Genomic DNA, 25354 nt, shown 5'->3' with positions numbered 1-25354 from the left:
TTGATTTTGCGTGCGCTTCACGCACGCAAAATCAAGGGTTTCACAAAAACTGTGCGAACTAATGCTATTTACGATTCTGAAAATATCATTAACAGAATGCTACAGCACGGTTCAAAGATGAGTACGTTTTGCTCAGCAATACTGTGAAGCAGAAGTAGGGATTGTTTCTATTGATAGAGTATCTGTATCGCCTATTGATTGATTTGATGAAGCACTGAAGTTTTTAAATTAAAAAAGACTTCAGGCAGTAAAAGCCTTCATTTGGAGCGGATAGATATTCCTTATAGGCATAGCAACCTGAGCCTTCATGGAAATAGTTTGACTCCTTCTGATTCTTCAGAACGTAGCCGCTACAAATGATTAGTAGCGCTTGTAGAACTGGAATTACACTCATTACCCAGTCAAGCACGGCTCATCAGTTTGGGCTTGTGAGTTCGTTTTTTTGAGTCTCCAACCTATTTTTCCACTGCATCAAGTTATTTGCCGAATACTTTATCCACTCGTGAATCGTCTGTCTGTAATTCACTTTCTAGGAGAAGAATTCCATGTTTTTACACACCAAGCGGTTGCAGTATTTCACGCCACCCGAAAGCCCCGACCCCATCTATGCCAAAAAGATGCAGGAGTTGATTGGTGGCGTTTTCGGTGAAATGACAGTGATGATGCAGTACCTGTTTCAGGGCTGGAATTGCCGGGGGCCTGCTAAGTACCGTGATATGTTGCTAGACATTGGTACTGAGGAAATTGGGCATATCGAAATTCTGTCCACAATGATTGCCCAATTACTTGATAATGCTCCTGTCCAAATGCAGGAAGATGGAGCAAAAGACCCTGTTGTGGGCGCTGTCATGGGTGGCGAAAAGCCTGAGGGCGTCATCATGGATATTATGGGAGCAGCCATGAACCCTCAGCACAGCATTGTGTCGGGACTAGGGGCCATGCCTCAAGACAGTGTTGGTTTTCCCTGGAATGGTCGCTTTATCATAGCTAGCGGCAACTTAATGGCAGACTTCCGCTCTAATCTTCATGCGGAATCTCAGGGGCGGTTGCAAGCTGTGCGGCTCTATGAAATGACCCGTGATCCTGGCGTTCGGGACACCCTCAGTTTCCTGATTGCCCGTGATAGCATGCACCAGAAGCAGTGGTTGGCTGCGATTGAAGAGTTAGAAGCTGATGGGTTGGAGTCGACTCCTGTACCTAGCCGTTTCCCCACCGAGCTGGAAAAATCGGAAGCGGCCAACCAGTTCTGGAATAACTCGGAAGGAACTGAGAGTGCAGAAGGCCGTTGGGCGAAGAATGGCTTTGAGTATGTCGCAAATCCTCAACCTCTGGGAGAAGAGCCTGTTCTGCCGCCCGGAAATGCCCGTCTGTACACCACTACGGGTATTGCTACCCCCACACAAGACTTAAAATCTGGTTCTACCTCTCAGAAGGGAACAGCCAAGTAGAAGTCTGTTTTAAGTTATGCTGTATGTAGAGAATACACGGTAGAGCTTTGTAACACCAAATCTCTAGATTCAGTAGATCGTAAACGAGCGTTTTGGGTGTACGAGGTACACCCAAAACGTGTCAGAACCTAGAGGAAAGAACGCTTTGCACTCGATTTTCTCTGGGTTCTAGAACCTGTTCTAAGGGTTGTTTTTTCATGTGCTTCGCGTACAAAAAACAACCCTATCGATATTGTCATTACTAGGCCCGCAGAGCATTGTCCACTCTTCAATGGCCGGGTTAACGGGTTCATCAAGAATCTCCCATGGGGAGTAGAGTTTTACACCTTACGATTCGTTCTTTTGCTGCGGGGAAGACGTTAGGGTGGCATCAGCAGACCTGATAGACGTTTTGGAGTTTTTGGACATTGGCTAGTTCTCTGAAAAATAGGGGGATTGGGAGCGATCGCGATCTTGTTCGCCTCCTAAACATAAAGCTGATTTACCATGAGCCCGATGTGCTTGAGTTCAAGCGTGGGCAGGAGATTTTTGCAAAGTACCCTGATGCTCAACGCATTGAAGTGCCATCCCACTGGAATATTCCAGAACTGCATGGTAATGAAGGTTCTGTAGATGATTGGAACCGCATCAAACATACCGTGCTTGTTTTAGGTGTTAAGAAGTCTTTGACTGCACGTCCTAATACCCGCTCCTCAGACTTTGTGGCACCTTCTCATGCAAATGGCTGTGCAATGGCTTGTGCTTACTGCTATGTTGCTCGACGCAAAGGTTATGCAAATCCAATTACAACGTTCGTAAATATTGAAAAGATTACACGATACATTCAACGCCATGCTGCAAAGCAAGGATTGAAGACGGAGCCGAATCAGGCTGATCCGGATTGTTGGGTGTATGACATTGGAGAAAATAGCGATTGCTCCGTAGACACAGCGATCTGCGATAACGTGAAGGATTTAATTCATCTATTTCGTGACATTCCAAATGCAAAAGCAAGCTTTGCCACAAAGCGGGTAAATCGTAATTTATTGGATTATGATCCACAGGGGAAGACGCGGATACGATTTAGCTTGATGCCTGCGGCGATCGCTCAAGTGGTAGATGTGCGAACATCAGCCGTGGGCGATCGTATTGCTGCCATCAATGACTTTGTGGAGGCGGGGTACGAAGTTCATCTCAATTTCTCCCCTGTTATCTTCTACGAGAATTGGTTGGAGGAGTACGAAGCTCTATTTAAGGAACTGGATGATGTGTTGAGCCCGGCAGCGAAGGCCCAGTTAAAATGTGAGATTATCTTTCTAACTCACAACGAGCAGTTGCACGACGTCAATATGAACTGGCATCCTCAAGCAGAAGCGATGTTGTGGCGACCTGAACTGCAGGAAGCCAAGATATCGGAAACTGGAGGGCGTAATGTGCGTTATAGAAGAGGGCTTAAGGGCACATGGGTTGAGCAATTTTGTGGGTTACTACAGCAGACACTGCCTTATTGCACCATTCGCTATGCGTTTTGATTCGAGTCTTGCCCCTTCAGGTGGTTCTTCAAGCCTATGAATAGGGTGTAGAGAAGGAACCACACACCCCTCCTCCACACCCTATTCAAGACCCTGGAAGCCCTACTTTTTGTGCACTTTGCGCACAAAAAGTAGGGCTTCCAGGGTCTTGTTTTAGAAAGGAAGGAGAAGCTTTTTGGGGCTAACCTGCCTATAGGGGGATTCTGTGGTGTCAATTCTGTGACATACCTTTGGCCTGTTCCATGGTAGGTTCAATTCAGTTTTGCGGTTTATCTGCCTGTCTCACACTTAGTCTCGATTATCTGGAAAAAATACTATGTTTCACTTCCAGATCAGTGCGCAAACCAAGGTAGGTGAATCGATCGGTCTGGTGGGTTCTATTCCCGAATTGGGCGAATGGGATATTAACCGCTGTGTCCGCCTACAAACTCGTGCTGGTCAATACCCCATCTGGCATGCTGATATAGAAATTGGGCCTCAGCCTGCCCTGGAAACTGCTGAGCGTCAAGCCATTGAGTACAAATATGTACGCTTCGGTCCTGATGGCCGGGTGAACTATGAGGCCTGGGGTTGGAATCGGTGGCTTGGGCTAGAATCTATCACCCAGGCTGAGGGCCAAACGCTAATTGTGGATGATGGAGCCTTTGGCTTTGTACAGCCCTACCCCTTTGGTTATCTGGAAAATTACACGAGGCCGCTACCTGATAAAGCGCCGGATGGTTTAAAGGTAGTTGTTTTGGGTAGCTCGGTTGCGTTGGGGCATAAAGCCTGGATGATGGACGGGTGGGCCTCCAAATTGGAGCAGGCACTTCACCAGGAGTATGGTCACCAACTCGTGAACCTGTCCGAGTTGGGAGCCGATGTCAGTCGTACGATCGCCCGTTTCCCCTCTGTGGTTACACCCGAGCGACCCGACATTGTAGTCATTGCCCTTTCCCTCGGAAATGAAGGGTTTGCTTTTTGCCCTCCCGGAAAGCGACAGGCAGTGCAGCAGCACTTTGAGATCGGCTTGCAGCAATTGATCAAAATGACCTGGGAAATCGGCGCACGTCCTATTCTAGGTGGCGTTTATCCCCATGGTGCGTATTCTCCAGAGCATTATCGGTTGCTGAAGGAGACGCAGCAGCGGATGGTGAGTTGGGGCATCCCAGTGCTCGACTGGTTGGAGGCGGTGGAGGATGGCCAGGGACGTTGGAAGAGTGGAGCTTCCTATGATCCAGCCCATCCTAATACCTATGGGCATCAGCTCATGTTTGAGGCGATCGCCCTCCCTTTTTTTCAGCAAAACCGTGACACCTGGCTCCAGGAACAACAGCAGCCTGAAGCGGTTCTCATTTATCGGGACGAAAAAGGTTTTCAAATTTCGGCACGAGTGCTGGAGCGAAAACTGCGGATCACCAACCCATCCCCTTACCCTTATACCATTGCCCCCCATTGGCACAATTTACAGCGGGAGTTGCAAAGCAAGGCAGGATTACGCCCAGGTATTTACTGGACAGAGGATGCCACAACAGGGGAACCGACGTGTATTTCTGTGGGCGAGGATGGGGCGATCGCGACCACTCTGGAAATCCCTCCGGAATCAGATCAGGAATATTGTCCTGCTTTCAATTTTTGGCTACCCGACAAAACTCGCCTACTGTTTTATGACGGTCAGTTGGGGATTTTGCAGGAGGATGAGCATCACATTCGAATCATCAATGAATCGGACCATACTTTCAACATCCATCCCATGTGGAAACAGGTTCGGAGTGCCCTAAAGGCATTACCCCAAGGTGTGTATAGTGATCCGCTGAATCCCGATGCGCCTTTCCGCACACTAATGGTTGGCAATGAGGGTTTGGAGAGCCGGGTGAAAGCACCTGCGAAGTCCGTTTTGCGCTTGCAGTATCAATGTTCGTTAACGGATATTAGTCGGATTGCATTGGTACCATTGGGCGATCGCTGTGCCATTCGCATGGTGCTCTACAAGATGGAGTATGACGGACCTGCCTTCCCCTTCGATCTGACGCGCACCACGCAGATTAGTGATGTAGCAGACATGATCGAAAATAAGTTTGAGGATATGTGGAACCCTGACTTTTTGCATTACAACTTTGATGCAGGGCGTATCTACCATGGCAAGTGGTCGGGGTTGTCTTTTGCTCATGAAGTTGAAGAAACGGATGATCCACTGCAAGATATAAAGCCCGTGTATGAGCGTATGCGCACGCGTTATTCGGCACGGTCCAAACGCTTTTGGTATACTCTTCAGCATAGTGACAAGATTCTGTTCATGCGAACGGGCAGAGCTGACCGCAACGGTGTGATTGATCTGATCACAAAGTTAGAGAAACACTGTAACGGTAAGCCTTTTCACCTGCTGCTCATTTCGCCGCAATCTTCAGAAGAGTTTGCAGGCCTGACCAGTGTCCTACACTATAACCTGGAGTTTAACCCCGATCGGATGTATGAAGATATGGGGCACTGGATGTATTGCACCGGCATTATGCAAGGGATTTTAGAATCCCTGGGAGTGTCTAGTAAAAATTTGTTCTGGTGTCCTCCAACACCTCCAAAAACGGTGGCATAGAATTTATAAGGATCCTAACGGTTTTCTAGAACCTGGGTGATCGCCTCTATCAAAACTTCCGGTTCAACGGGTTTAGAGAGATGGCGTTGAAAGCCAACAGCCAGGGCTCGTTGATGATTGGCTTCACCCGCGTAGGCTGTGAGGGCGATCGCCGGGATTTGTCCCCCCTGGTCTTCGGGCAAATTCCTAACTTGTCGCAGAAAACTGTAGCCATCCATCTCCGGCATGCCAATATCGCTGATGAGAATATCGGGTTTGAAGTCTGCTAAAGCAGACAATCCTTCCTGGGCCGAAGCGGCTATCTGAACCATAGCCCCCGATTGTTCCAACACTGTATGGATGAGCTCTCGCATGTCTGCTTCATCATCAACCGCTAAAATGCGGAGGTTTTCTAAACAGGCACGAGGGGTTAGACAACGGGAGCGTGCTCTGAGGGCGCTTCGTGCAATAGCCTGTTGGGCTGAGGGACTCAGTACAGGAAGTTGAGCAATAAACGTGGCTCCCAGTCCTTCCCCAGGGCTTTCGGCACGAACGCTACCCCCGTGTAATTCAGTTAGGTGACGAACAATCGCCAGGCCCAGACCTAACCCACCAAACTGACGGGTAGTGGTTCCGTCTTCCTGGCGAAAATGATCGAAAACGTGGGGCAAGAATTCAGGCTTAATCCCTTTTCCAGAATCCTGGACAATGATACATGCCTCTGTACCGACTTGCTCTAGGCAAACTTCAACGCGACCACCATTGGGCGTGAACTTGACAGCATTAGAGAGCAAGTTCCAGACAATTTGTTGAAGCCGTGCTCCATCTCCCGATACAGGCCCAACATCGGGTAAAAAGCGGGTTTGGATAGTGATATGCTTCGCCTCAGCGGCCAAGCGCACTGTTTCGAGCGCAGCTTCGATGATGTTGGTCAGGTTGACCACTCCCACGTTCAGCGTCAATTTGCCTCGCAGAATGCGGGAGATATCCAATAAATCTTCAATTAATTGGGCCTGGAGTTTGGCATTACGCTCAATCGTATCAAGCGCCCGTTGAATTGCGGTGGAATCAAGTTGACGGGTTTGCAGAAGCTTTGTCCAGCCCAGAATAGGATTGAGCGGCGATCGCAACTCATGGGAGAGCACTGCCAGAAATTCGTCTTTGATGCGATTGGCAGTTTCGGCCTGGGTACGGGCGGCTTGTTCTAACTGGAGGAGGCGATCGCGCTCCTCTTCTGCCTGTTTGCGCTCATGGATATCCATCGCGGTGCCAAACCAGGAGATCACCTGCCCATCCTCATCTTTCAGCGGCACCACACGGGCCAGATGCCAGCGGTAGGTTTGATCAAACCGTTGTAGCCGCATTTCCATTTCATACGCTTCACCCTTTTCAAGGGATTGGGCTCTGGCAGCACGAATGATGGGCCAATCATCGGGGTGAATCTTTTTCGCCCACTGTTTTAGGCTTTCCTCCAGGGACATTCCTGTGTAATCGAGCCAGGTTTGATTGAAGAATTGCACCTGGCCGGCTGCATCATTCGTCCACATTAATTGCGAAACAGCATTCGCCAGAGTGCGGTAGCGGTTTTCGCTGCTGCGTAATGCTTCTTCCGCCAGTTTGCGATCAGTAACGTCAAAGTTGACCCCAATCATCCGCACCGGCTTGCCGTCGCGACCCTGCACCACCATACCCTGGCTGGATAACCAGCGCACCCGACCATTGGGCTGAATAATGCGAAACTCCGTTCGATAGCTGCTGGCTTCTGATAGAACACGGGCGTTGGTTTCCTGAACATGGGGCCAGTCATCAGGGTGAACAAAGTTAAAAAACGTGTCTGCGTCTAATTCAATTTGATCCTTATCAACCCCAAAGATTTTGTACTGGTTCACATCCCAGCGCTGCACATTGGTGTCGAGATTCCATTCCCAGGCACCCATGTGGCCGGCATCCATGGCTAACCGCAGACGCTCCTCACTATCGCGTAGCTCTTGCTCAACGCCTTTGTATTCGGTGACATCGCGCACAACTGCCAGCACCGTTTGAATAGCATCTCCCTCAATGATTTCGGGAACAAATTGGGCCTGATACGCCCGCATTTGCTGGGCGAGATTGGGAAACTCAAATTCCAGGGTACTGGCCTCTCCGGTCTCAAATACTTGGCGCAACACGGTATCCCAATTCTGAGACGTGGCACTTGTAAACCCAAGCTCGGCTCCCGTTTTACCAATAAAATCCTGCCGTGGCAGGCCCAGAGCTTGTTCGATAGTAGGGTTGACGTAGAGGTGGCGGAGGTGGCGATCGTAGCGAATGATGATATCTGGCGTATTTTCAACCAGAGTGCGAAACTCGTGTTCCCGCTGACGTAGACTATCTTCCGCTTGTTTGCGATCGCCCACATCTCGAAAGAACACCGAAATCCCCTCAGGCGAAGGAAACGCCGTCATCTCAACCCAACGTTTCAGAGGCGTGGAAAACGTTTCAAAATGAACCGTAACCCGCTCTCTCATCGCCCGCTCAAAATGCTGGGCCATGTCAGCATTCTGGCTCAGCACATCGGGAAATACCTCCTGCCAGCGGCGACCCAGAAGTTCTTGGGGCGATCGCCCTGCCATCTTGGCTGCGGCTGCATTGACATAGGTATAGCGCCATTCATAATCAAAGGCGATAAAGCCGTAAGTAATACTTTCGAGCAGGTTAGTGACCTGCTGCTTAGTAGCTTCGCGTTCTCGTTCTGCACGCTTGCGATCAGTCACATCGCGGGAAATGGCAATGACGCCCACTGTTCTCTGATCAGAGGTGCGCCAGGGAGTGAGAATGTACTCGTAGTCGTGGGTTCCGTGGATTCCTGTGTATTGAATTTCGGCCTTGATCGGCTGCCCCGTTGCCATGACGGTTTCCCGTTGAGCATCAACCCGGTGCATCTGGTCCACGGGCAGCCCAGCTTCCCCCCAAGTTTTGCCCAACAACTCTTCTGGGTCATAGCCCATAATCTCCGCACCGCCCTGACTCACATACTGGTAGCGACCGGCACGGTCAAATACATAAATATGGTCGACAGAGGCGGCAAGAATAGCCTCTAAAACCTCAGATTGGGCATGAATTTGCCCCTCCCATTGCTGCGCCAGTTCTGGCGGAGATGGATACGACGACAGGACAGGAGCCACCTCAACTCCCCACCCGTCGACCTCGGGTTGAACTGGATTATTTTTATTCCACTGCTCAACCATGGGCTGTTGGTATAGAGGGGCAAGACTACGGCAACATCCGCACAGAGTTCCCTTAGGGTAGATAGGATAATTTCCGCAGGTGGGATGCTGCTCCAGTAATATGCCTTTCGATTATGCCGAGTAAGGCTGATATCGTTACCTACCCCGAGAGGGATGTTTTGTAGAGGCCGGCTTGCCCTGGCTGGCTCGGGATTCGATGGTAAAGGCCGGAATTTGATGCAATTCAGTGTCACTGAGATGGTATTGCTCACAAACAAGACTCAAACGGCTGCCGGAGGAAGTAACCGCATTCACGGAATGAGTCAGGTCTCCCTGGAAGTAAAGCAAGGTGTTGGGGCGAGGTTTGATTTGGGCGATGGATTGGCGATCGCGCTGCAACACTAACTCCCCGCCTTGCAGATTAGACGGCACCGTGACATACAACACGCTCACAACCTGGGGTGGATCGATGGTTTTGCAATAGGAGCGCAGGGAGCGATCGATGTGGGGGTCAACGCGAGAACCCTGGGTGAGTTGCAAGGGATTGAGATAAAAGGCGTTGCAGTCGGGCAACAAAGCTTGATCGAGGTAGGGTTTGAAGTAAGGAAAGCGCCGCTCAACTTCGGGGATATGCGATCGCAGAAACACAACCGAGAAGCCTTTGGTGCTGACAAAATCGCGGTTGAGGTTATTGGTGGCAAAGTAGGAGCAAGCAGAGACTTCGCCACGAAGGGTGGTGAGGTAGCCTTCGGGAAAGACGTTGGCTTGCTGGCGGTAGTATTTCATGAAGTAATCGACTGGGGTAATTACAACCTTATCAAGCCTTGGCGATGGGGGAGTAGTCATGTTCCTGATTAAACATGCTCGCCATTCTTCTCAAGCCTTTGATTTTGCGTGCACGTCGCCCATGCAAAATCAAAGGCTTGAGAAGAATGGCGAAGGTATTAGTTCTAACTCGGCTAATTGTTTTGTGGCGTATTCTCGAACTTGTTCATGGGGATCATTCTGGGCGCGATCGCGCAATAATTCCCATGTCTGAGGATGATTGACGTAATAATGGACGAGTGCTTTCAGGGCGGCTTTCCGAGGATTTTCTTGCCACTTATGTCTAGGCTCAAAGGGATCATCTTGGGCGCGATCGCATAACAACTCAAACATCTCAGAGGCGGTGTTCCAACCCCGCACCAACTCATCAATTGCCGCACATCGTACAGTCCCATGCTCATCAAACTGGGCTAGTTTTTTGAGAATCGCCAGGGTTTCTGGATCGGCTCTCCAGCCTCGCGCCATTCCTTGAAGTGCCTCGCATTTCACAAACACATCTTCATCGGATTGAGCAAGGTTTTTGAAGATTGCTAAGGTTTCTAAGTCTTTTCTCTTACTTCGTACTAATCCCTCCACAACCACATGCCGCATGACCTTATCCTGATCGGCTTGAACGTGTTTTTTGATAATTGCTAGGGCCTCTGGGTCATCATTCCAGCCTCGCGCTAGCTCTCTCACTGCTGTATTCCGTACAAATGAATCTTCATCAAACTGAACACACCTTTTAAGAATAGCCAAGGTTTTTGGGTCGTCTTTCCAGCCTTGAGCAAGTTCCCGAATCGCGGTAGACCGCACAGTCCAGAAACGGGTCTGGGTCAGCTTTTTAAGCCAGGATAAAGTCTCCAAACGGTCTCCCCAGCCTCGTGCTATCTCTTGCACCACAGTGGTTGAAGGGAAATCATTTTGCCAATCACGTTGGTCCAGTTGGACCAGTTTTTTGAGCCAGGATAAAATCTCTGGATCATTCCTCCAGCCTTGCGCTATACCCTTGATTGCTTCAATCTGCGCAATCCTATCTTCATGGGATTGAGCCAGTTTTTTGAGCCAGAGGAGCGTATCTGGGTCATCTTTCCAACCTCGCACGATCTCCTGCACCACGGTATGCTGAAGACCACGCTCATCGGTATGGATACTGTTTTTGATCAGGGTTAGGGTCTCTGGGTCATTTCTCCAGCCTCGTGCTAACTCCTGTATTGCCACAATCCGAACGGCTCCATCCTCACCCGTTTGGATGTGTTTTTTGAGAATGGCTAAAACCTCTGGGTCATCTTGCCAGCCTCGCGCTAGCTCCTGCAACACGAGTCGTACATACATATGCTCATTGGATTGAGCGTAGCTTTTGAGCATGGCTAAAACTTCCGGGCTGTGTCTCCAACCTCGTGCTAATTCCTGCACTGCTACAACCCGCACAACGGGTTCACTATCAGAACAGGCACGTTTGAGAATGGCTAAAACCTCCAGGTCAGTTCTCCAACCTTGGGCCAACTCTTGTAGCACCGTACCCCGCAGCCTGGGTTCACCATGGGCTTGGGCATAAGTCTTAAGCCAGAGTAGGATGCGAAAGTCATTTCTCCAGCCTCGCGCTAGCTCCTGCACAGCTACACTTCGCACTTCCCACTTCTGATGGAATTGAACGCAGCTTTCGAGAATGGGTAAAACGTCTGGGTCATCTCTCCAGCCTTGCGCTAACTCCCGAACTGCCGCACTCTGCACAGCCCAACTCTCATGGAATTGGGCACAGGTTTTGAGCCAGGGTAAGGTCTGTGGGTCATCTTTCCAGGTTTGAGCGATCGCCTGCACCGCTGCTGTCGGAATATATGACAAATAATCAAACCGGAAACACTCTTTCAGCCAGGGTAATGTTTCGGGATCATCCTTCCATAGGGCCGCAATGGTTGTTACGAGTGTCGCCGCCAACTCAGCATCGAACGGGTAGGGATACTCTAGTTCAACTTCGCGTTGTAAGGTTTTGCGCAACCGTATGGAGGTCTGAGCGATCGCTGTCTTATCCTTTACTTCAGCAAAACATCTTGCAGCTAGAAGCAGATGGCTAAGTCCCGCTTTTTCCAAATAGTCATGTTGCTTTAAAAACTGGCTTCTATTAACGTTTTGGGTTAGCAGAAACTCAATCATTTTTCCCGCCAACCTGGCATCAATCAGACCGGCGGTAACTCCCAGGGCGTCATGCCAGGCTTCATCCTGCCAGTGCTTACCAAAAATCTCATGATGCAACTGTCGAGGAGATGCCTTTGCCAGGTCTCCTGGGATTGGTTGGAATACCACTTCTGCTGTTCGCTTCATCCCCAAAAGCGCCAACCAATCCACCATTGTTGCTGACTCTCACAACGTTTTTTCTACTATGGCATCGGGATGGGCGATCGTCATGCCCTCTTTACTCAGCAATAAGCAGCTTAAGTTTACCCATGTAGGAAATACTTCGCCCCATACACCTTCATGGGCAAACTTCAACCGTCGAGTACGAAATTCTGTGTATCCATCAGGTACAGATTTACTAATTAGCAAACGGCTCAAAAGGTAGAGGATGAAAACAGATTGAATCGATAATTTATAAAGACTGAAGTTTTCTAGTAATAGGCATCATCCCATTCAGGACAGGTCTATGGAATAGAGAGTGGGCAAGGAAAAGTCATAGTGTCGACTCTGTGAGAGTTTATCAATCAGAGGTATTTTCTATTTCTGATTTGCTCTGTTTTGCAGTTTATTACTGTAATTTTTGGGTCGTAGCAGATTGAAATAACTACCTCAATTTATTTTGTTTGAGCTTGTAAGTAAACCCGGATAACAGGCTTATTGGGTAAACAGGTAATAGAAAAGCCTTTAAGTTTTTGAAATTAGGTGTGATTGCAGAGGTAATTCGCGATGGTAGCCAGCCGTTCCCATACAACTAGTAACAGACATCGTCGGGCCATTGGAACGTTTCCAAACCGCCGCATAGCAACGCAAGCTCTGCATGAACTGCGAGACTCCGGCTTTCCTATGGAGCGGGTTTCCATCATTACGCGCGATCGCGATCGCAAAGGAAAGCTCAGCGAAATTGCCCACGAGACGAAGGCGGATGACGGCGCAGCTCTGGGTGCTGCCGCCGGTGGTGCATTGGGAACGCTTGCAGGCTTGTTAGTAGGTCTGGGTAGCCTAGCTATTCCGGGAATTGGCCCTGTAATGCTGGCAGGGGCAACAGCAACGACGATCGCCACAACTCTGGCAGGCACGGCCATTGGAGCAGTAACCGGCAGTTTGTTGGGAGCACTGGTTGGTTTAGGGATTCCGGAAGAAGAGGCGAAAGACTATCACGATCGCATCGTGCGAGGCGAATACCTCATCATGGTAGAGGGAACCGATCGCGAAATTGCCCAAGCCGAGTACATTCTGCATCGCCGTGGGATAGCTGCCTATCGAATTTATGACATGCCTGCCTCTGCGGCTGCCTCGACCACACCCGCCGTAACAGCACCGGTACAGCATCACTCTATGCAAACCCAACCGTTTCTGCCCAGACCCATACAGCGGTATGGCACCATTGCTGTTGGCCGTAGCAAGCATGGAATTACCACGTTTCCAAATGATCAGATAGCGGGAGGAGCGATCGCAGCCCTGGGACAAGCTGGGTTTCCTCTAACGAACCTGTCGGTGATTACACGCCGGGTAGAGTACCCCAATTTGTTTGTAGGAGTTGACTTGCGCGATCGCTTCGAAACAGCTCGCTACGGAGTCCCTACCGATCGCGCTCAACAATATGACGAGCAATTGGAGCGGGGAGAGTGCCTGGTGATTGTCAGCGGAGGGGAGCAGGAGATCCAGTATGCTGCCGACGTTTTGGCGGCCTATGGAGTGACTTCGTGGCAGGTCTTTGACCCCATGCGGATTAACTCAACGGCAACACTGGGAGGAGATGCTAGGGTTGAGCGCCCCCAACCTGCTGTTGCCGAGGTAGAGCCTGTTACAAATATGCCCCCGGTGCCACCAGTGCCCCCACCAGTGCCTCCAGTGCTACCAACTCCTACTGAAGTTCAAAGTGAAACTGTACATTCAAAACGCACAATTCCAACCATCGAAGTCATCTATACAGCTATCGCGAAACCGGCTCCGCCTCCGCCTCCTGCTGGGGTTGTTCTACCTCCAGTCTCTACACAACCGCAACACTATCGAGCTGTGGGGGTCTTTTATCAACGGCGAGGAATGGAAAGCGCTTTGTCAGAACTGCGGACTATAGGCTTTCCCATGGAACAGGTTTCTCTGCTTGTGAAGGAGAAAAACCGTTCATCCCAGAGTGTCGATGTTGACTCTCAACCCCAAAAAGGCAGTAGAGCCAGTAGAAACACTCGAACAAATTCAGCAACCCCAAGTTTGGACACCCTTCTGGTGGGAATGGGAACTCTAACCATTCCTGGAATCGGGCCTGTTATTGCAGGAGGCGCGACGGCTATGGCGATCGCTGCAACTCTGGTCAGTACCAGTACTATCGGCAACGGGGATGAAAGTTTGGTTAAAGCCTTGATGCAGGAAGGGGTCCCTGAGAACTTTGCACGGGTGTATGGCGATCGCTTCCACAAAGGAAATGCTCTCGTCATTATTGATGGAAGTGATGCAAGTATCCTGCGCGCAGAAGCCATTCTGAAACAGCACCATGTTCATACATGGGAAACGTTTGGCGCAAATTATCCTCGTACTAATGTGATGCCACCTTCGGAAGCAAACCCAGATGGACTGCTTCCCCAGCATCCTGAGCCCTATAGTAATAAACGTCTCGGTATTGAGGAACGAGCTCAGTCTGTCCGGGGCATTGATGGGAGTGAATCATACTGGAATGATCAGGGCGATCGCCCTCAAACAGTCAAAAAAGTGATTACTCCTATGCCAGAAGTAATCATGATTGATCATCGAAATCAAGCTCAATAAGGGCTGTTGCAAATCTGGCTTGTTCACTTTAGAACGTTTGTTTCTGCAAGCACTTTACAAACGGGAAAATACAGCATTTTCCGCTCCCGTGAGGGATGGGTGTGGAACAAAATCCACATCCATTTCCCATACCTCACCAGCTCAGAAAGGCTAATAGATAGTTCAGATTCTCAAGGACTGTTCTATTAAACACCTTTTGAGGCGTACCTCTCCAACACCCCAAACAGCCCGAAAGATAGAGGATTACAACTATTTGAGCCGATAGCTTAAAAGAGGTACAACAAAATACAAGCAGGGTCAGCCATAAAAGAGCTGTTATTGAACAAAGCGTTATGCAATGTCATCAATCGGCCTCTATGGCTTACAGACGTTTTTGCCAGTAGCGGTCGAGAAGTTGGCTCTCAGGTTGCATACATCGGTTACAGGAATGAAAACCGGCAGGGGGAGACTCCATATAGCTATAAACAACGCATAAAAGCTGAACAAGCATTATCCCGTCTCGATGGATTGGACCCACGAACCCATCAGAACAGCAATTTTAGAAGTTAATCATTAATTTTTTAGCACCAGATGAATTTGTAGTTATTGCAGAGGTGGAAAACATGGTATTTGGTCATTCTGATTCGGGTATGGGTAGACATCGGCGTGCGATTGGAGCATTTCCGAACCAGCGTGCGGCCGAGGAGGCTCTGAGCGACCTGCGAGCTTCCGGTTTTCCCATGGAGCGGGTTTCTATCGTTGCCCGAGGTCCACAGCCCCGGGAGGAGAGAGCCCATACAAGCCACGTCGGCAACAAATCGGATGAAGGAGCCATATCGGGCGCTATAACCGGAGGTCTACTCGGAACTCTAACGGGGTTACTGGTAGGCCTGGGCACGTTAGCCATTCCAGGGGTAGGGCCGATCATGTTGGCTGGGGCAATAGCAACCGCTGTCGCCACCACTCTCGCAGGCACTGGAATTGGGGCCGTTGCTGGCGGGCTCTTGGGTGCTCTGATTGGTTTAGGTATTCCTGAACGGGATGCGCGGCACTACCACGATCGCATTATGCGGGGAGAATACCTGCTGGTCGTAGATGGTTCCGATGACGAAATCGCCCGCGTCGAGCAGGCTCTGCACCATCGCAGGATTGATGCTTACAACGTATACGACGCGCCCGATACCGGAACCCGTACTCTGGAGGAACCATACTACCGTCACTCCCGCCATCACCACGCCAACCATCATCCTATGGCTGGGTCTTCTGTGGTTGTGCATGAGACACCAGGCCCCCATGACGTTCATGTTCATGACGAGTCTCTCCCAATCCGGTCATTGGAGGAGCCCTTCTATCGGCGTTCTCGCCATAGCCACCCTGGGGTTCACCAACCTGTTGTTACTGGGGCACCAGTGCCAGTGCCAGTGCCAGTGCCAGAGGCTTCAGGAACTGGCGTGAGGCAGCGCGCGATCGCCAGCTACGCCAATCGCCACAATGCAGAAGAGGCCATCACTCGGCTGCGTCATGCCAACTTCCCCCTTAGCGGTGTTTCCTTGATTGCACGACGCATCGAGCACCGAGACGCATTTTCTGGGTTGGATCTGCGCGATCGCTTAGAAGCAGCCCGTTACAACATTCCAGGCAATCGCACTCACGTCTATGATGAGCGATTAGATCGAGGAGATTATCTGGTTGCTGTCAGCGGTACTGAAGAAGAAATTCACCGTGCAGCCGCCATTCTGGCAACCTGTGGCATGACCTCCTGGGATGTTTTTGACTCAACCGTTGAGCATCCGGCTACAGGGCCATCCAAGCCAGATACGGTCGTCGATCAGCCGCCTGTCAGTGTGGCAGGTACTAGCCCCTTACCACCGGCTAGTAAGCCTGCTCCTCCGCCACCTCCCGCGGCGATGGCATCATCTTCGACACCTGTGCCGTCCCCAACAGTTAGGTCATCCTCCCCTGTCCCGCCACCTCCTGCGGCACCCGTGTCATCCTCGCCCGTCCCACCGTCGCCAGTTACGCCTGTATCATCCTCAGCACCCGTTCCGCCGCCGCCCGTAACGGCCATGTCATCCTCAGCACCCGTTCCACCGCCGCCCGTAACGGCTATGTCATCCTCAGCACCCGTTCCACCCCCACCTTCTACGGCGAACCCGTCGCCTGCTGCGGCTCGCCCGTCCCAACATTACCGGGCTATTGGCCTATTTACGAAACGGCAACATACAGAAGCAGCCCTCTCTGAACTGAAAAATTCCGGCTTCTCCATGGATCAGGTTTCTATCCTGGCCCGGGATACAGGCCGAGGCTCTAGTGTGGCCGGGGTAGATATCAACCAGCACGCAGGCAACAAAGCCGATGAAGGTGCCAAGGCTGGTGCCACGACGGGCGCTGCTGTAGGTGGCTTAGGAGGTTTTCTAGTGGGCCTGGGAGCCCTTGCCATTCCAGGCATCGGGCCGGTTGTTAAGGGGGGCGCTGTCGCAACGGCGATCGTCACTGCCCTGGCAGGCAGCGCAATTGGTGCTGCCGCTGGGGGAATTGTTGGGGCTCTGGTTGGCCTGGGTATTCCTGAACATCGAGCTCGCATTTACAATGAGCGATTTCATCGCGGTGATGATCTGATCATCATCGATGGTAACGAGGCGGATATTCGTCGTGCAGAACCGATTCTGAAGCGGCACCACATTCACGAATGGGAAAGCTTTGAGGCTACAAAAGTGCAAACCCATGGAGCAACAACCCCTGGTGTTCGCCGGGACGGTACTGTAGTCGAGCGCCCTCCCGCCCGAGAAAGCGATCGGTTGGGCATTCGTGATGAACGAAGCGTTACGGAACGGCGCGATCGCACACAGCAGAAAAACATCCGACCCAACACAGATCCTGAGGTGATCATTGTGGACAACCGACAGGATCCTCGGCAGGGATAGGAGAACGGTGTTCGGGCAGCCGCTCAGCCCAACTCTCATTAACGCGATGGGCAACGCATGAGGCTACCGCCTTGGAGCCAGGCAGGAAAGGCTACTCCCAGAAAGATCGGCAATGTTGCCCATCGCGTTATTTGAACAATCCGTATTCATTCAAGGAGTCACCATGAAAGCATTACCGATGTTGTTATTAAGTAGCACCCTGCTACTGGGTGGTGTCGCCTGTAGCAACACAGCTCAAACAGCCCCGGATGCTCCTGACCAAACCTCCCAGCTTGGTCAGCCACCTGAAACAAATGAAGCGCAGAAAATTGAAGGGGATGGCATGAGCGATCTCCGCCGTCGGCAGTTGGAGTCTGACATCCGTGCCCGAGAGCAGCGGAACAATGCCACAGGCGGCGATACCGAGCGGGCCGATGCAGATCTTGAGAGCGAGGTTCGCAGTAAACTGGAAGCCAATTTGCCGGCCAGCCAGTTAACGGTAGACTCGCAGGATGGAATTGTGACGATTTCAGGAACGGTTCCGACACTGCCCCAGTTCGACCGCATTGATCCACTGGCCCGAGAGATTAAGGGAGTAAAGGATGTAACGGTCAATGCCACCGTAGCTCCTGCTCAACCTGACGGTAGTAACAGCGAAAAACCAGCAGATCCAACCGTTCCAGTCGGTTAATCAGAAAACAGCGCATTGGCTTAAAAGAGAGCATTGGGATTAGCCCAATGCTCTCTTTTGTTCAAGAGATGATCACGAATATCTAAACGTACTGAAACGCTGAGCTGGTCAGATCAAGAGCACCTACAACGTTTTGGAGGATGGCGATCGTTTCAGCTCTACCGCTAGCCCCATCCAGAACAAGAGCCGCGCTTTGGATTCCCGAGTAATCAACAAAGTAATCCAGAGTATAAGAATCGGCTGAGCCATGTAGTTGAATTGTGTCCCTCAAAACGTTGAAATCTGTAATGAGAGCATAGTCAAGATCGCCCGTCGAGGAAGGATCTCCATCATCATAGAAAGCGCTTTCTTCGTCTCCCAGTATGAACGTATCTCTTCCGTTCCCCCCGGTTAAATAATCGATTTCGTAATATCCCCCCCATCCCCGTAGAAGGTCATTTCCATTTCCCCCTTCGAGATAGTCAGAGGCATACCCTCCATCAAGCTGGTCATCTCCTTCACCGCCAGTAAGCCAATCATCAGCGTCTCCACCAAAGATTGTGTCACTACCACCTCCACCAAATAATTGGTCATAACCAAAATCGTAGTTTTCGTCTTCGTCACCGATGATCAGGTCGGCACCACTTCCCCCGGAGATCGTGTCATCCCCGCTCTCTCCCAGGAGTTGGTCATTCCCTTGCCCACCGTCAATCGAATCGTTTCCTAGCCCACCACTTACTACATCGTTACCTTCACCCGCATTTACCTCATCACCGCCACCGAGAGCGGCAATGAGGTCAGCACCAGCCAAACCCGAAATTGTGTCATCAAACTCTGTTCCAGTCAGGCTATCAGCTTCGGGCGTACCAATGATGGGTGCATCGACTGAGAGAGTCATATCAAGGGTGTAATTACCCGTGGCACCGCTTGTACCACTTGCTCCAGTAACGGGGTCATACCAACTATTGCCATAGCCACTCACGCCAATGTAGTAGGTACCTGATGTAGTGGCAACAAAGTTAATGAATGAATCATATGACCAAAGCTCATCAGGAGCCGCGCCATCATCGCTGAATGCCACTTCGACTCCATTCTCATCAAACAGCCTTAAAACAGAATCGGTTAGATCTTCTGGATAACCAAAGGTATCAATATCAATCGTTAACCGATCTCCTGCATTCAAAGTAACCTGAAAGATATCAACATCAAGATCAGCATTGGCATTGTCCCCAATAGTTTCAGTAATAGAGACAAAGGGGGTCTCCAAAGTCAGTTCAGCGGCACTTGATTCAAGAAGGGTGTCATTAGGTTCTGTCATAGATTTCATCCCTGAAGAAACAGTTTTCAGTAGCTTTAAAACCGAGAAAACGTAACCTAAAGAAATTCAGACAGCACGAATCCTTGAGTCTCTATTTAAGGTTTACCTTTAGATGCAAGCCAGTAATAGAGCCGATTAGAGCAGCTAGATTCAATTACAACTAAGCACCAGTAATCAACTAAAACAGCGACAAAATTAGACGTGCATGAAGTGCAAGAACGGTTATCAGTTCATGTCAGTTTCATAGGACATACTTCAAAGACAAAACTATCTAGAACGCAAATATATACAAAACTATACAATTGCATTATTTACCTTCTTATGGAGCCAATCTAAACGTTAATTTCTATCTATATTGGTATCTAAACTGACTCAGTGTAGGAGTTAGTATATGGCGCCAGGTGCCACATACCAACTCCTACACTGAGTCAATTCAAATGACGATGTATATAAACTGACAAGTAGGTTAGCTTACTGCAAGTAAACGCACACCCTGTAGCAAAACCTTAAGGCCGTCTCCAAACCGAATACTTGGAGCAAGATCGACACAATCAACACCTCATAGCATGCCGGATTAAATACCGATGATAAAAGTGGCGCGATGCAAATCGTCGTACCACTTTTATCATCGGTATTTAACCTTACTTGTTATCAAACAGCGCAAGACAGTGCGCTGTGACTAACTCAAAAAATTGCGAGGGGATACTATCGGCCTCTTCGGCATCTTTAAGTAAAACTATCAGTTGTAACAGTCATACATAACCCCTCCAATCCGCAATAACGGCAGTATGGGACAGCGATCGCTGTCCCATTGCAGGATCGCCAACAATCACGCGATTGGACGTAATGGGTAACGCTGAAAGTTATAGTATCCTACTCATAACCTGGGCGCGTCGAAAGCCCCGTCTTCCTAGGAAGGCTGTTAATGTGGCGATCGCCAATCTCAAGCTCATCCGCCAAATACTTACTTAACCAACTTGCCGTCCACCACTTGAAGAGAATTATTTTGTCTATAGCGGAATAAAAAACACTCCCCTGAGTTTTGGAAGATAAACAATAGTAGAGCTTGACAGCATTCCTGTATGAGTTGCAAAGCTGAAGCATCCAAGCTGCAGGTGCTTCGTGCTCTCAGCCCAAGCAAAGATTAAATCGGAATAGTGCTGTGCTTACCCTTCTTTTCAAAAATTACTTAGGATTACTGTGGTTACTTCCTATTTATGAGCCTTAAGCGGGAGAGAGATAAGCCTCGACCAGTTTATGATCTGCCACAAGGAATATGGTTTTTGGAAGAAATTCGGTGGATGATGAAGAGGTGTGAGGAGTACGAAATGCATAAACCTCTGGAGTCGAAACAAGGACAGACGCCCAGAGGTTTTTGCTATAGAGCTATACGCACAGAGATTAAGGAAACTCATTCATGGAACTCATAGAAATTCTGGATGAATATTCCAAAGGCAGAAGAGACTTTAGTGGTATTAACCTGAGCGAAGCCAGCTTAGTAGGAGCCAATTTAAGTGGCATCATCTTGGATGAGGCGGATTTGAATGGAGCCAACTTGAGTTACGCCAACCTCAGCAATGCTCGTTTACACCATGCTGACCTCAATGGTGCTGATCTAACCAACGCCAATTTGCGGGGCGCAGACTTACAGGACGCCATTTTAGATGGAGCTATTTTGCATGGTGCCGTATTGGACAATACCAACCTGAGCCATTCCGAAATGGCTCTAGCTGATATAACCGAAGCCAGTCTGAATGAAGCCGATTTGAGCCAGGCCGATCTACGTGCAGCTAATCTAGAACACGCTGACTTGAGTGGCGCCAACCTATCCATTGCCGATCTTTCCCAAGCCAACCTACAAGCAGCAGAACTGAACCAGGCAAATCTGAGCGGTACTAACCTGGAGAAGGCTAATACGGAGGGCACAATTTTGGATGAGGGATCTCCATAACTGTTGGAAGTATTAGTTTTTCGTGTCTCCACGTATCCTCAGCTCTAGAGCCAAAACCCGGAAGGGCGATTTTTCTGTCGCGAAGAAACAGAAAAATCGCCCTTCCGGGTTTTGGCTCCAAAAAGGTGCAAGATGATAGCTACTCAATCGTCTGTTGGCTTGGCTCGATTGCCTGCATCGAGAAAGATTCAAGCCATGAAGGGGGAATCGTTTCGACAACTGATTGAAGCTTCTGATTCAGGCTATTTAACCGTTCACGAACATCGTTGCTATCGGCAGTAAATAAGGCGATGTATCTTGTTTCAAATCCTTCTGGGCGTTTCATTACAAATCACACCTAGCTTTCCCTTGCTTAAGCAGAACTTGTCTCCATAGTGTGCGATTCAAATTTGTTAAGGTTCTATCACAGGACAAACGACTTCATATATCCCAAGGTTAATATCCAGCATTTGGCTTCACAGCGCTGCCATTTATGCAGGAGGATGTTTTAGGCAACCAAAATTTGTTTGCCCTGAATAGAGCCGTCAGGATTAAATTCATAAACAATTGGAATTCCTGTACCGAGCTCAAGCTGAACAACTTCTTCTGGAGTCAGTTGATCTAGATGCATAATGATGGCTCGCAAGGAATTACCATGAGCCGAAATTAAAACATTATCGCCTTGCATCAGGTGAGGCATAATGCGGCTCTTAAAACAGGGAACAACCCGTTCTTGGGTATCTTCCAGGCTTTCGCCACCGGGAGGAGCTTCATCATAGGAGCGACGCCAGAGTTGCACCTGTTCGGCACCATAAATAGCAACGGTTTCAGCTTTGTTTTTACCTTGTAGCTTGCCGTAGTAGCGCTCGTCTAGAAAGGCATGGGTATAGATGGGAAGTTCTTGTTGGTGGTCACCTTCATATTTATCCCAGCCGTGCCAATCAGAATCATCGTCCTCATGTTTGATAATAGGAATTTTGCCACCACAGACGTCATCACATTCCGTCAAGATGATGATCGCAGTTTCGATCGCCCTTATCAACTTACTGGTAAAACAAACGTTGACACGATAGTTCCGGAGCTTGGTAGAGGCAATTGTTGCTTCAGCACGGCCACGTTCACTCAGGGGTACATCAACCCATCCAGTGAATCTGTTAGCGGCATTCCACAAGCTTTGGCCATGACGAGTCAAGATGAGAGTTGACATGGTGGGTTCCTTTGGCTCTGGGGTTGGGTCTTGGAGGCTCTGCTTGGGGGCGAAGCGCCCCAAGAACCCCTGACTGAGGACAAAACGCGTCCCCAGCACCCTCCGTAAGGGGTTATCGGTAGGAGGTGAATGTGGCGCTTCGCATCGGTCGGTAAGGATCTGGTTTATGAGGGCTATCGTGTAGATACGTTGAGTAGAACTTGTTCAGTCGTGTAGTTCGACGGGGACTGGAGAGGCTTTCCAGATGTCATGACAATATTCCTGGATGGAGCGATCGCTCGAAAACTTACCCATCCGTGTTGTGTTCAAGATTGACATCCGTGTCCAGTCGTCGTTATTCAAGTAAGCGGCGCTAACCCGATCCTGACACTCAATATAGGACTGGTAATCTGCCAAAAGCATATAAGGGTCGGATGAGAGTAAATTATCCACTAGCGGACGAAACAGACTGCTATCTCCCTGAGAGAAGTGGCCAGTGGCAATTAAATCAATAACCCGTTTCAGTATAGGGTTGCTGGTGTAATAGTCCTGAGGACGGTAGCCCTGGGCCCGGAGAGCAGCGACTTCCTCAATTTTCATGCCAAACAAGAAGAAGTTATCTTCGCCCACTTCTTCGCGAATTTCTACATTGGCTCCATCTAGAGTGCCAATAGTGAGTGCGCCATTCATCGAGAACTTCATGTTGCCAGTGCCAGAGGCCTCCAGACCAGCCAGGGAGATTTGTTCGGAGAGGTCAGCAGCCGGATAAATACGTTGGCCTAAACTGACGTTATAGTCAGGAATGAAGACGACTTTGAGGCGATCGCCCACATCCGGATCGCGATTCACCACTTCCCCAACAGCATTAATAAGCCGGATGATCAGCTTTGCCATGGCATAACCTGGAGCCGCTTTGCCACCAAAAATACAGGTGCGCGGCGTCATCTCCATATTGGGATTGTCTTTGAGACGGGTATAGAGCGTAATAATATGCAGCACATTCAGGTGTTGCCGCTTGTACTCGTGGAGGCGTTTCACCTGAACGTCGAACATCGAGTCAGGATTAACGGCAATGCCAGTACGCTGTGCAATGTAGCCAGCCAGATTTTGCTTCAGGTCACGTTTAACTCCGCGCCATTCGTTGCGAAAACCAGGGTCATCGGCAGAGCCCTCCATCTGGCGCAAGTCGCTGAGATGGGTGAGCCAGCGATCGCTCCCCATCTGACGGGTTAGTAAACGAGCCAGACCGGGATTGCTCTCGGCAATCCAGCGACGGGGGGTGACACCATTGGTTTTGTTGCTAAACTTCTCTGGCATCAGGTCGTAGAAGTCGTGCAGAACCGTTTTCTTGAGCAGTTCCGAGTGAAGGGCAGCAACGCCGTTGATAGCATGGCTGCCCACACAGGCGAGGTTAGCCATACGCACGTAACGGGGGCCACTTTCATCAATTAAGGAGACGTGCATGACCTTCCCAACGTCGCCGGGATACTTCATACGCACCTGATCCAGGAAGCGGCGGTTAATTTCATAGATAATTTCCAGATGCCGGGGCAGCATTTCTCCAAACAGGGCAACGGGCCACTTTTCCAGGGCTTCGGGTAGCAGGGTGTGGTTGGTAAAGCCGAGGGTACGGGTGGTAATGTCCCAGGCAGCGTCCCAATTCATCAGGTGCTCGTCCACCAGAAGCCGCATCAGTTCGGCAACGGCGATCGACGGGTGAGTGTCGTTCATCTGCAAGGCAAATTTGTCGGGCAGGGTGTCGAGGGTGCGCCCACAGTTCAAATGCCTTCGGATTACATCTTGCAGGGAGCAGGAGACGAAGAAGAATTGTTGTTCCAGGCGCAGTTGTTTCCCCTGAATTTGCTCATCGTTGGGGTACAGCACCTTGGTAATGTTTTCTGAAATGACTTTAGCGTGAACGGCTCCCCAGTAATCTCCCTGGTTAAAGGCTCTAAAGTCAAAGGCTTCAGGAGATTCAGCTTTCCAGAGGCGCAGAGTGTTGGCGGTGTTGACTTTGTAGCCCAGAATGGGGGTGTCGTAAGGAATGCCCGCGACGGTGAGTTTTGGAACCCAGCGCACCCGGTAGCGTTGCTGCTCGTCAGTGTAGCTTTCGGTATAGCCGCCTAATTTAACTTCAATGGCTTCCTGGGGGCGGGCGATCTCCCAGGGGTTGCCGTATTTCAACCACTTGTCGGTGATTTCGACCTGCCAACCGTCCTTAATTTCCTGGTCGAAGATGCCGAATTCGTAGCGAATGCCATAGCCAATGGCGGGGACTTGGAGGGTGGAGAGGGAGTCCATATAGCAGGCGGCGAGGCGTCCCAATCCGCCGTTGCCGAGGCCGGGTTCTTCTTCGGTGTTGATGATTTCTTTCAGGCTTAGCCCCAGTTCTTCGATCGCCTGCTTGACGGGATCGTAGATATCGAGGTTGATCAGGTTGTTGGCGAGGTGGGGGCCGACGAGGAATTCAGCGGAGAGGTAGCCAACAATTTTGGTAGTGGAGCGGCACATGGTTTGGCCAGTGCTGAGCCAGCGTTGAATGAGGCGATCGCGCACAGTATAGGCGAGGGCCAAGTAGTGATCGATGGGGGTGGCGTCGGAGGAGAGTTTGCCCTGGATGTAGTAAAGATTGTCTAGAAAGGCGCGTTTGAGGGTTTCCGTGTGGAGGCCGGTGCGATCGTCTTGGATGCCAGCGGTGGTGAGGGTGGAGGGGTTGATGGATGCGGTCATCGGGGGTTCCTCTGGAATGGACGTGGGCAAGGCCGTCAGCCAAAGCGAATTCGATTGTTTTGCGATCCGAAAGGGGAATTAGAACTTACGCATTTGTGTTGTGGGGTAGGCTTTGCTCACCCCACAACACAAATACTCCAGTGAGAGTGGGTTTATGTAAACCCTGGAAGTTGAGGTGGT

The 25354-nt window shown here is 50.2% G+C and carries 15 protein-coding genes and 1 pseudogene; 7 read left to right on the top strand and 9 right to left on the bottom strand.

The features are described from left to right. Window positions 1-545 precede the first annotated feature (545 nt). From NDI52_RS09875 to NDI52_RS09865, 3 genes are all read left to right on the top strand, one after another. Complete coding sequence (locus tag NDI52_RS09875) at window positions 546-1448, top strand: manganese catalase family protein (RefSeq protein WP_190773226.1); 903 nt, start codon at window positions 546-548, stop codon at window positions 1446-1448. A 407-nt stretch (window positions 1449-1855) separates the two neighbouring features. Next, window positions 1856-2959: a spore photoproduct lyase family protein gene (locus tag NDI52_RS09870; protein WP_199308050.1), complete on the top strand. Its 1104-nt coding sequence runs from the start codon at window positions 1856-1858 to the stop codon at window positions 2957-2959. Window positions 2960-3275: 316 nt separating this feature from the next. Further along, complete coding sequence (locus NDI52_RS09865; RefSeq protein ID WP_190773225.1) at window positions 3276-5531, top strand: DUF1796 family putative cysteine peptidase; 2256 nt, start codon at window positions 3276-3278, stop codon at window positions 5529-5531. A gap of 14 nt (window positions 5532-5545) precedes the next feature. On the opposite strand, the gene NDI52_RS09860 is transcribed toward NDI52_RS09865, so the two are convergent. The 4 genes from NDI52_RS09860 to NDI52_RS09845 form a co-directional block, all read right to left on the bottom strand. Continuing rightward, complete coding sequence (locus NDI52_RS09860; RefSeq protein WP_190773224.1) at window positions 5546-8737, bottom strand: PAS domain S-box protein; 3192 nt, start codon at window positions 8735-8737, stop codon at window positions 5546-5548. A gap of 135 nt (window positions 8738-8872) precedes the next feature. Then, a complete protein-coding gene (locus NDI52_RS09855; RefSeq protein ID WP_190773239.1) occupies window positions 8873-9502 on the bottom strand; it encodes a 2OG-Fe(II) oxygenase in 630 nt (209 codons plus the stop codon). A 129-nt stretch (window positions 9503-9631) separates the two neighbouring features. Next, on the bottom strand, window positions 9632-11869 hold the full coding sequence (locus tag NDI52_RS09850) for a HEAT repeat domain-containing protein (RefSeq protein WP_190773223.1): 2238 nt from the start codon (window positions 11867-11869) through the stop codon (window positions 9632-9634). 12 nt (window positions 11870-11881) lie between these two features. Then, on the bottom strand, window positions 11882-12073 hold the full coding sequence (locus NDI52_RS09845; protein WP_190773222.1) for a hypothetical protein: 192 nt from the start codon (window positions 12071-12073) through the stop codon (window positions 11882-11884). Window positions 12074-12421: 348 nt separating this feature from the next. On the opposite strand from NDI52_RS09845, the gene NDI52_RS09840 reads away from it, so the two are divergent. The 3 genes from NDI52_RS09840 (at window position 12422) to NDI52_RS09830 (ending at window position 18031) form a co-directional block, all read left to right on the top strand. Further along, window positions 12422-14458 (top strand): general stress protein, encoded by a 2037-nt coding sequence (locus tag NDI52_RS09840; protein ID WP_190773221.1) that lies wholly within the window; start codon window positions 12422-12424, stop codon window positions 14456-14458. Window positions 14459-15087: 629 nt separating this feature from the next. Beyond that, a complete protein-coding gene (locus NDI52_RS09835) occupies window positions 15088-17361 on the top strand; it encodes a hypothetical protein (RefSeq protein ID WP_348256391.1) in 2274 nt (757 codons plus the stop codon). Window positions 17362-17524: 163 nt separating this feature from the next. Further along, window positions 17525-18031 carry a BON domain-containing protein gene (locus NDI52_RS09830; protein ID WP_190773238.1) on the top strand — a complete coding sequence of 169 codons (507 nt, stop codon included), beginning with the start codon at window positions 17525-17527 and terminating at the stop codon, window positions 18029-18031. Between the two features lie 82 nt (window positions 18032-18113). Here NDI52_RS09830 and NDI52_RS09825 read toward each other — a convergent pair whose 3' ends face one another. Both NDI52_RS09825 and NDI52_RS09820 read right to left on the bottom strand, forming a co-directional pair. Continuing rightward, window positions 18114-19328 (bottom strand): pre-peptidase C-terminal domain-containing protein, encoded by a 1215-nt coding sequence (locus tag NDI52_RS09825; protein ID WP_190773219.1) that lies wholly within the window; start codon window positions 19326-19328, stop codon window positions 18114-18116. Window positions 19329-20216: 888 nt separating this feature from the next. Then, a pseudogene (locus NDI52_RS09820) lies at window positions 20217-20324 on the bottom strand (helix-turn-helix domain-containing protein); the annotation flags it as partial. A gap of 421 nt (window positions 20325-20745) precedes the next feature. Between NDI52_RS09820 and NDI52_RS09815 the strand changes: the two are divergent. Continuing rightward, on the top strand, window positions 20746-21279 hold the full coding sequence (locus NDI52_RS09815) for a pentapeptide repeat-containing protein (protein ID WP_190773218.1): 534 nt from the start codon (window positions 20746-20748) through the stop codon (window positions 21277-21279). 139 nt (window positions 21280-21418) lie between these two features. Here NDI52_RS09815 and NDI52_RS09810 read toward each other — a convergent pair whose 3' ends face one another. The 3 genes from NDI52_RS09810 to NDI52_RS09800 form a co-directional block, all read right to left on the bottom strand. Then, a complete protein-coding gene (locus NDI52_RS09810; protein WP_190773217.1) occupies window positions 21419-21604 on the bottom strand; it encodes a hypothetical protein in 186 nt (61 codons plus the stop codon). 162 nt (window positions 21605-21766) lie between these two features. Continuing rightward, a complete protein-coding gene (locus NDI52_RS09805) occupies window positions 21767-22465 on the bottom strand; it encodes a 2,3-bisphosphoglycerate-dependent phosphoglycerate mutase (protein WP_190773216.1) in 699 nt (232 codons plus the stop codon). Window positions 22466-22669: 204 nt separating this feature from the next. Beyond that, window positions 22670-25174, bottom strand: coding sequence for a glycogen/starch/alpha-glucan phosphorylase (locus NDI52_RS09800; RefSeq protein ID WP_190773215.1), 2505 nt, complete (start codon window positions 25172-25174; stop codon window positions 22670-22672). Window positions 25175-25354: the final 180 nt, after the last annotated feature.

It is taken from the genome of Leptolyngbya sp. PL-A3 (assembly GCF_039962325.1).
Lineage (GTDB): Bacteria > Cyanobacteriota > Cyanobacteriia > Elainellales > Elainellaceae > Vacuolonema.
The sequence above is the reverse complement of the archived record's forward strand: the minus strand, read 5'-3'. Positions and strand labels throughout refer to the sequence as shown.

Bases quoted from the DNA above. Each gene is read 5' to 3' on its own strand.
- NDI52_RS09805 (WP_190773216.1), bottom strand. From the start codon at position 22,465: ATGTCAACTCTCATCTTGACTCGTCATGGCCAAAGCTTGTGGAATGCC.
- NDI52_RS09840 (WP_190773221.1), top strand. From the start codon at position 12,422: ATGGTAGCCAGCCGTTCCCATACAACTAGTAACAGACATCGTCGGGCC.
- NDI52_RS09810 (WP_190773217.1), bottom strand. From the start codon at position 21,604: ATGAAACGCCCAGAAGGATTTGAAACAAGATACATCGCCTTATTTACT.
- NDI52_RS09850 (WP_190773223.1), bottom strand. From the start codon at position 11,869: ATGGTGGATTGGTTGGCGCTTTTGGGGATGAAGCGAACAGCAGAAGTG.
- NDI52_RS09800 (WP_190773215.1), bottom strand. From the start codon at position 25,174: ATGACCGCATCCATCAACCCCTCCACCCTCACCACCGCTGGCATCCAA.
- NDI52_RS09865 (WP_190773225.1), top strand. From the start codon at position 3,276: ATGTTTCACTTCCAGATCAGTGCGCAAACCAAGGTAGGTGAATCGATC.
- NDI52_RS09815 (WP_190773218.1), top strand. From the start codon at position 20,746: ATGGAACTCATAGAAATTCTGGATGAATATTCCAAAGGCAGAAGAGAC.
- NDI52_RS09825 (WP_190773219.1), bottom strand. From the start codon at position 19,328: ATGACAGAACCTAATGACACCCTTCTTGAATCAAGTGCCGCTGAACTG.
- NDI52_RS09855 (WP_190773239.1), bottom strand. From the start codon at position 9,502: ATGAAATACTACCGCCAGCAAGCCAACGTCTTTCCCGAAGGCTACCTC.
- NDI52_RS09830 (WP_190773238.1), top strand. From the start codon at position 17,525: ATGAAAGCATTACCGATGTTGTTATTAAGTAGCACCCTGCTACTGGGT.
- NDI52_RS09835 (WP_348256391.1), top strand. From the start codon at position 15,088: ATGGGTAGACATCGGCGTGCGATTGGAGCATTTCCGAACCAGCGTGCG.
- NDI52_RS09860 (WP_190773224.1), bottom strand. From the start codon at position 8,737: ATGGTTGAGCAGTGGAATAAAAATAATCCAGTTCAACCCGAGGTCGAC.
- NDI52_RS09875 (WP_190773226.1), top strand. From the start codon at position 546: ATGTTTTTACACACCAAGCGGTTGCAGTATTTCACGCCACCCGAAAGC.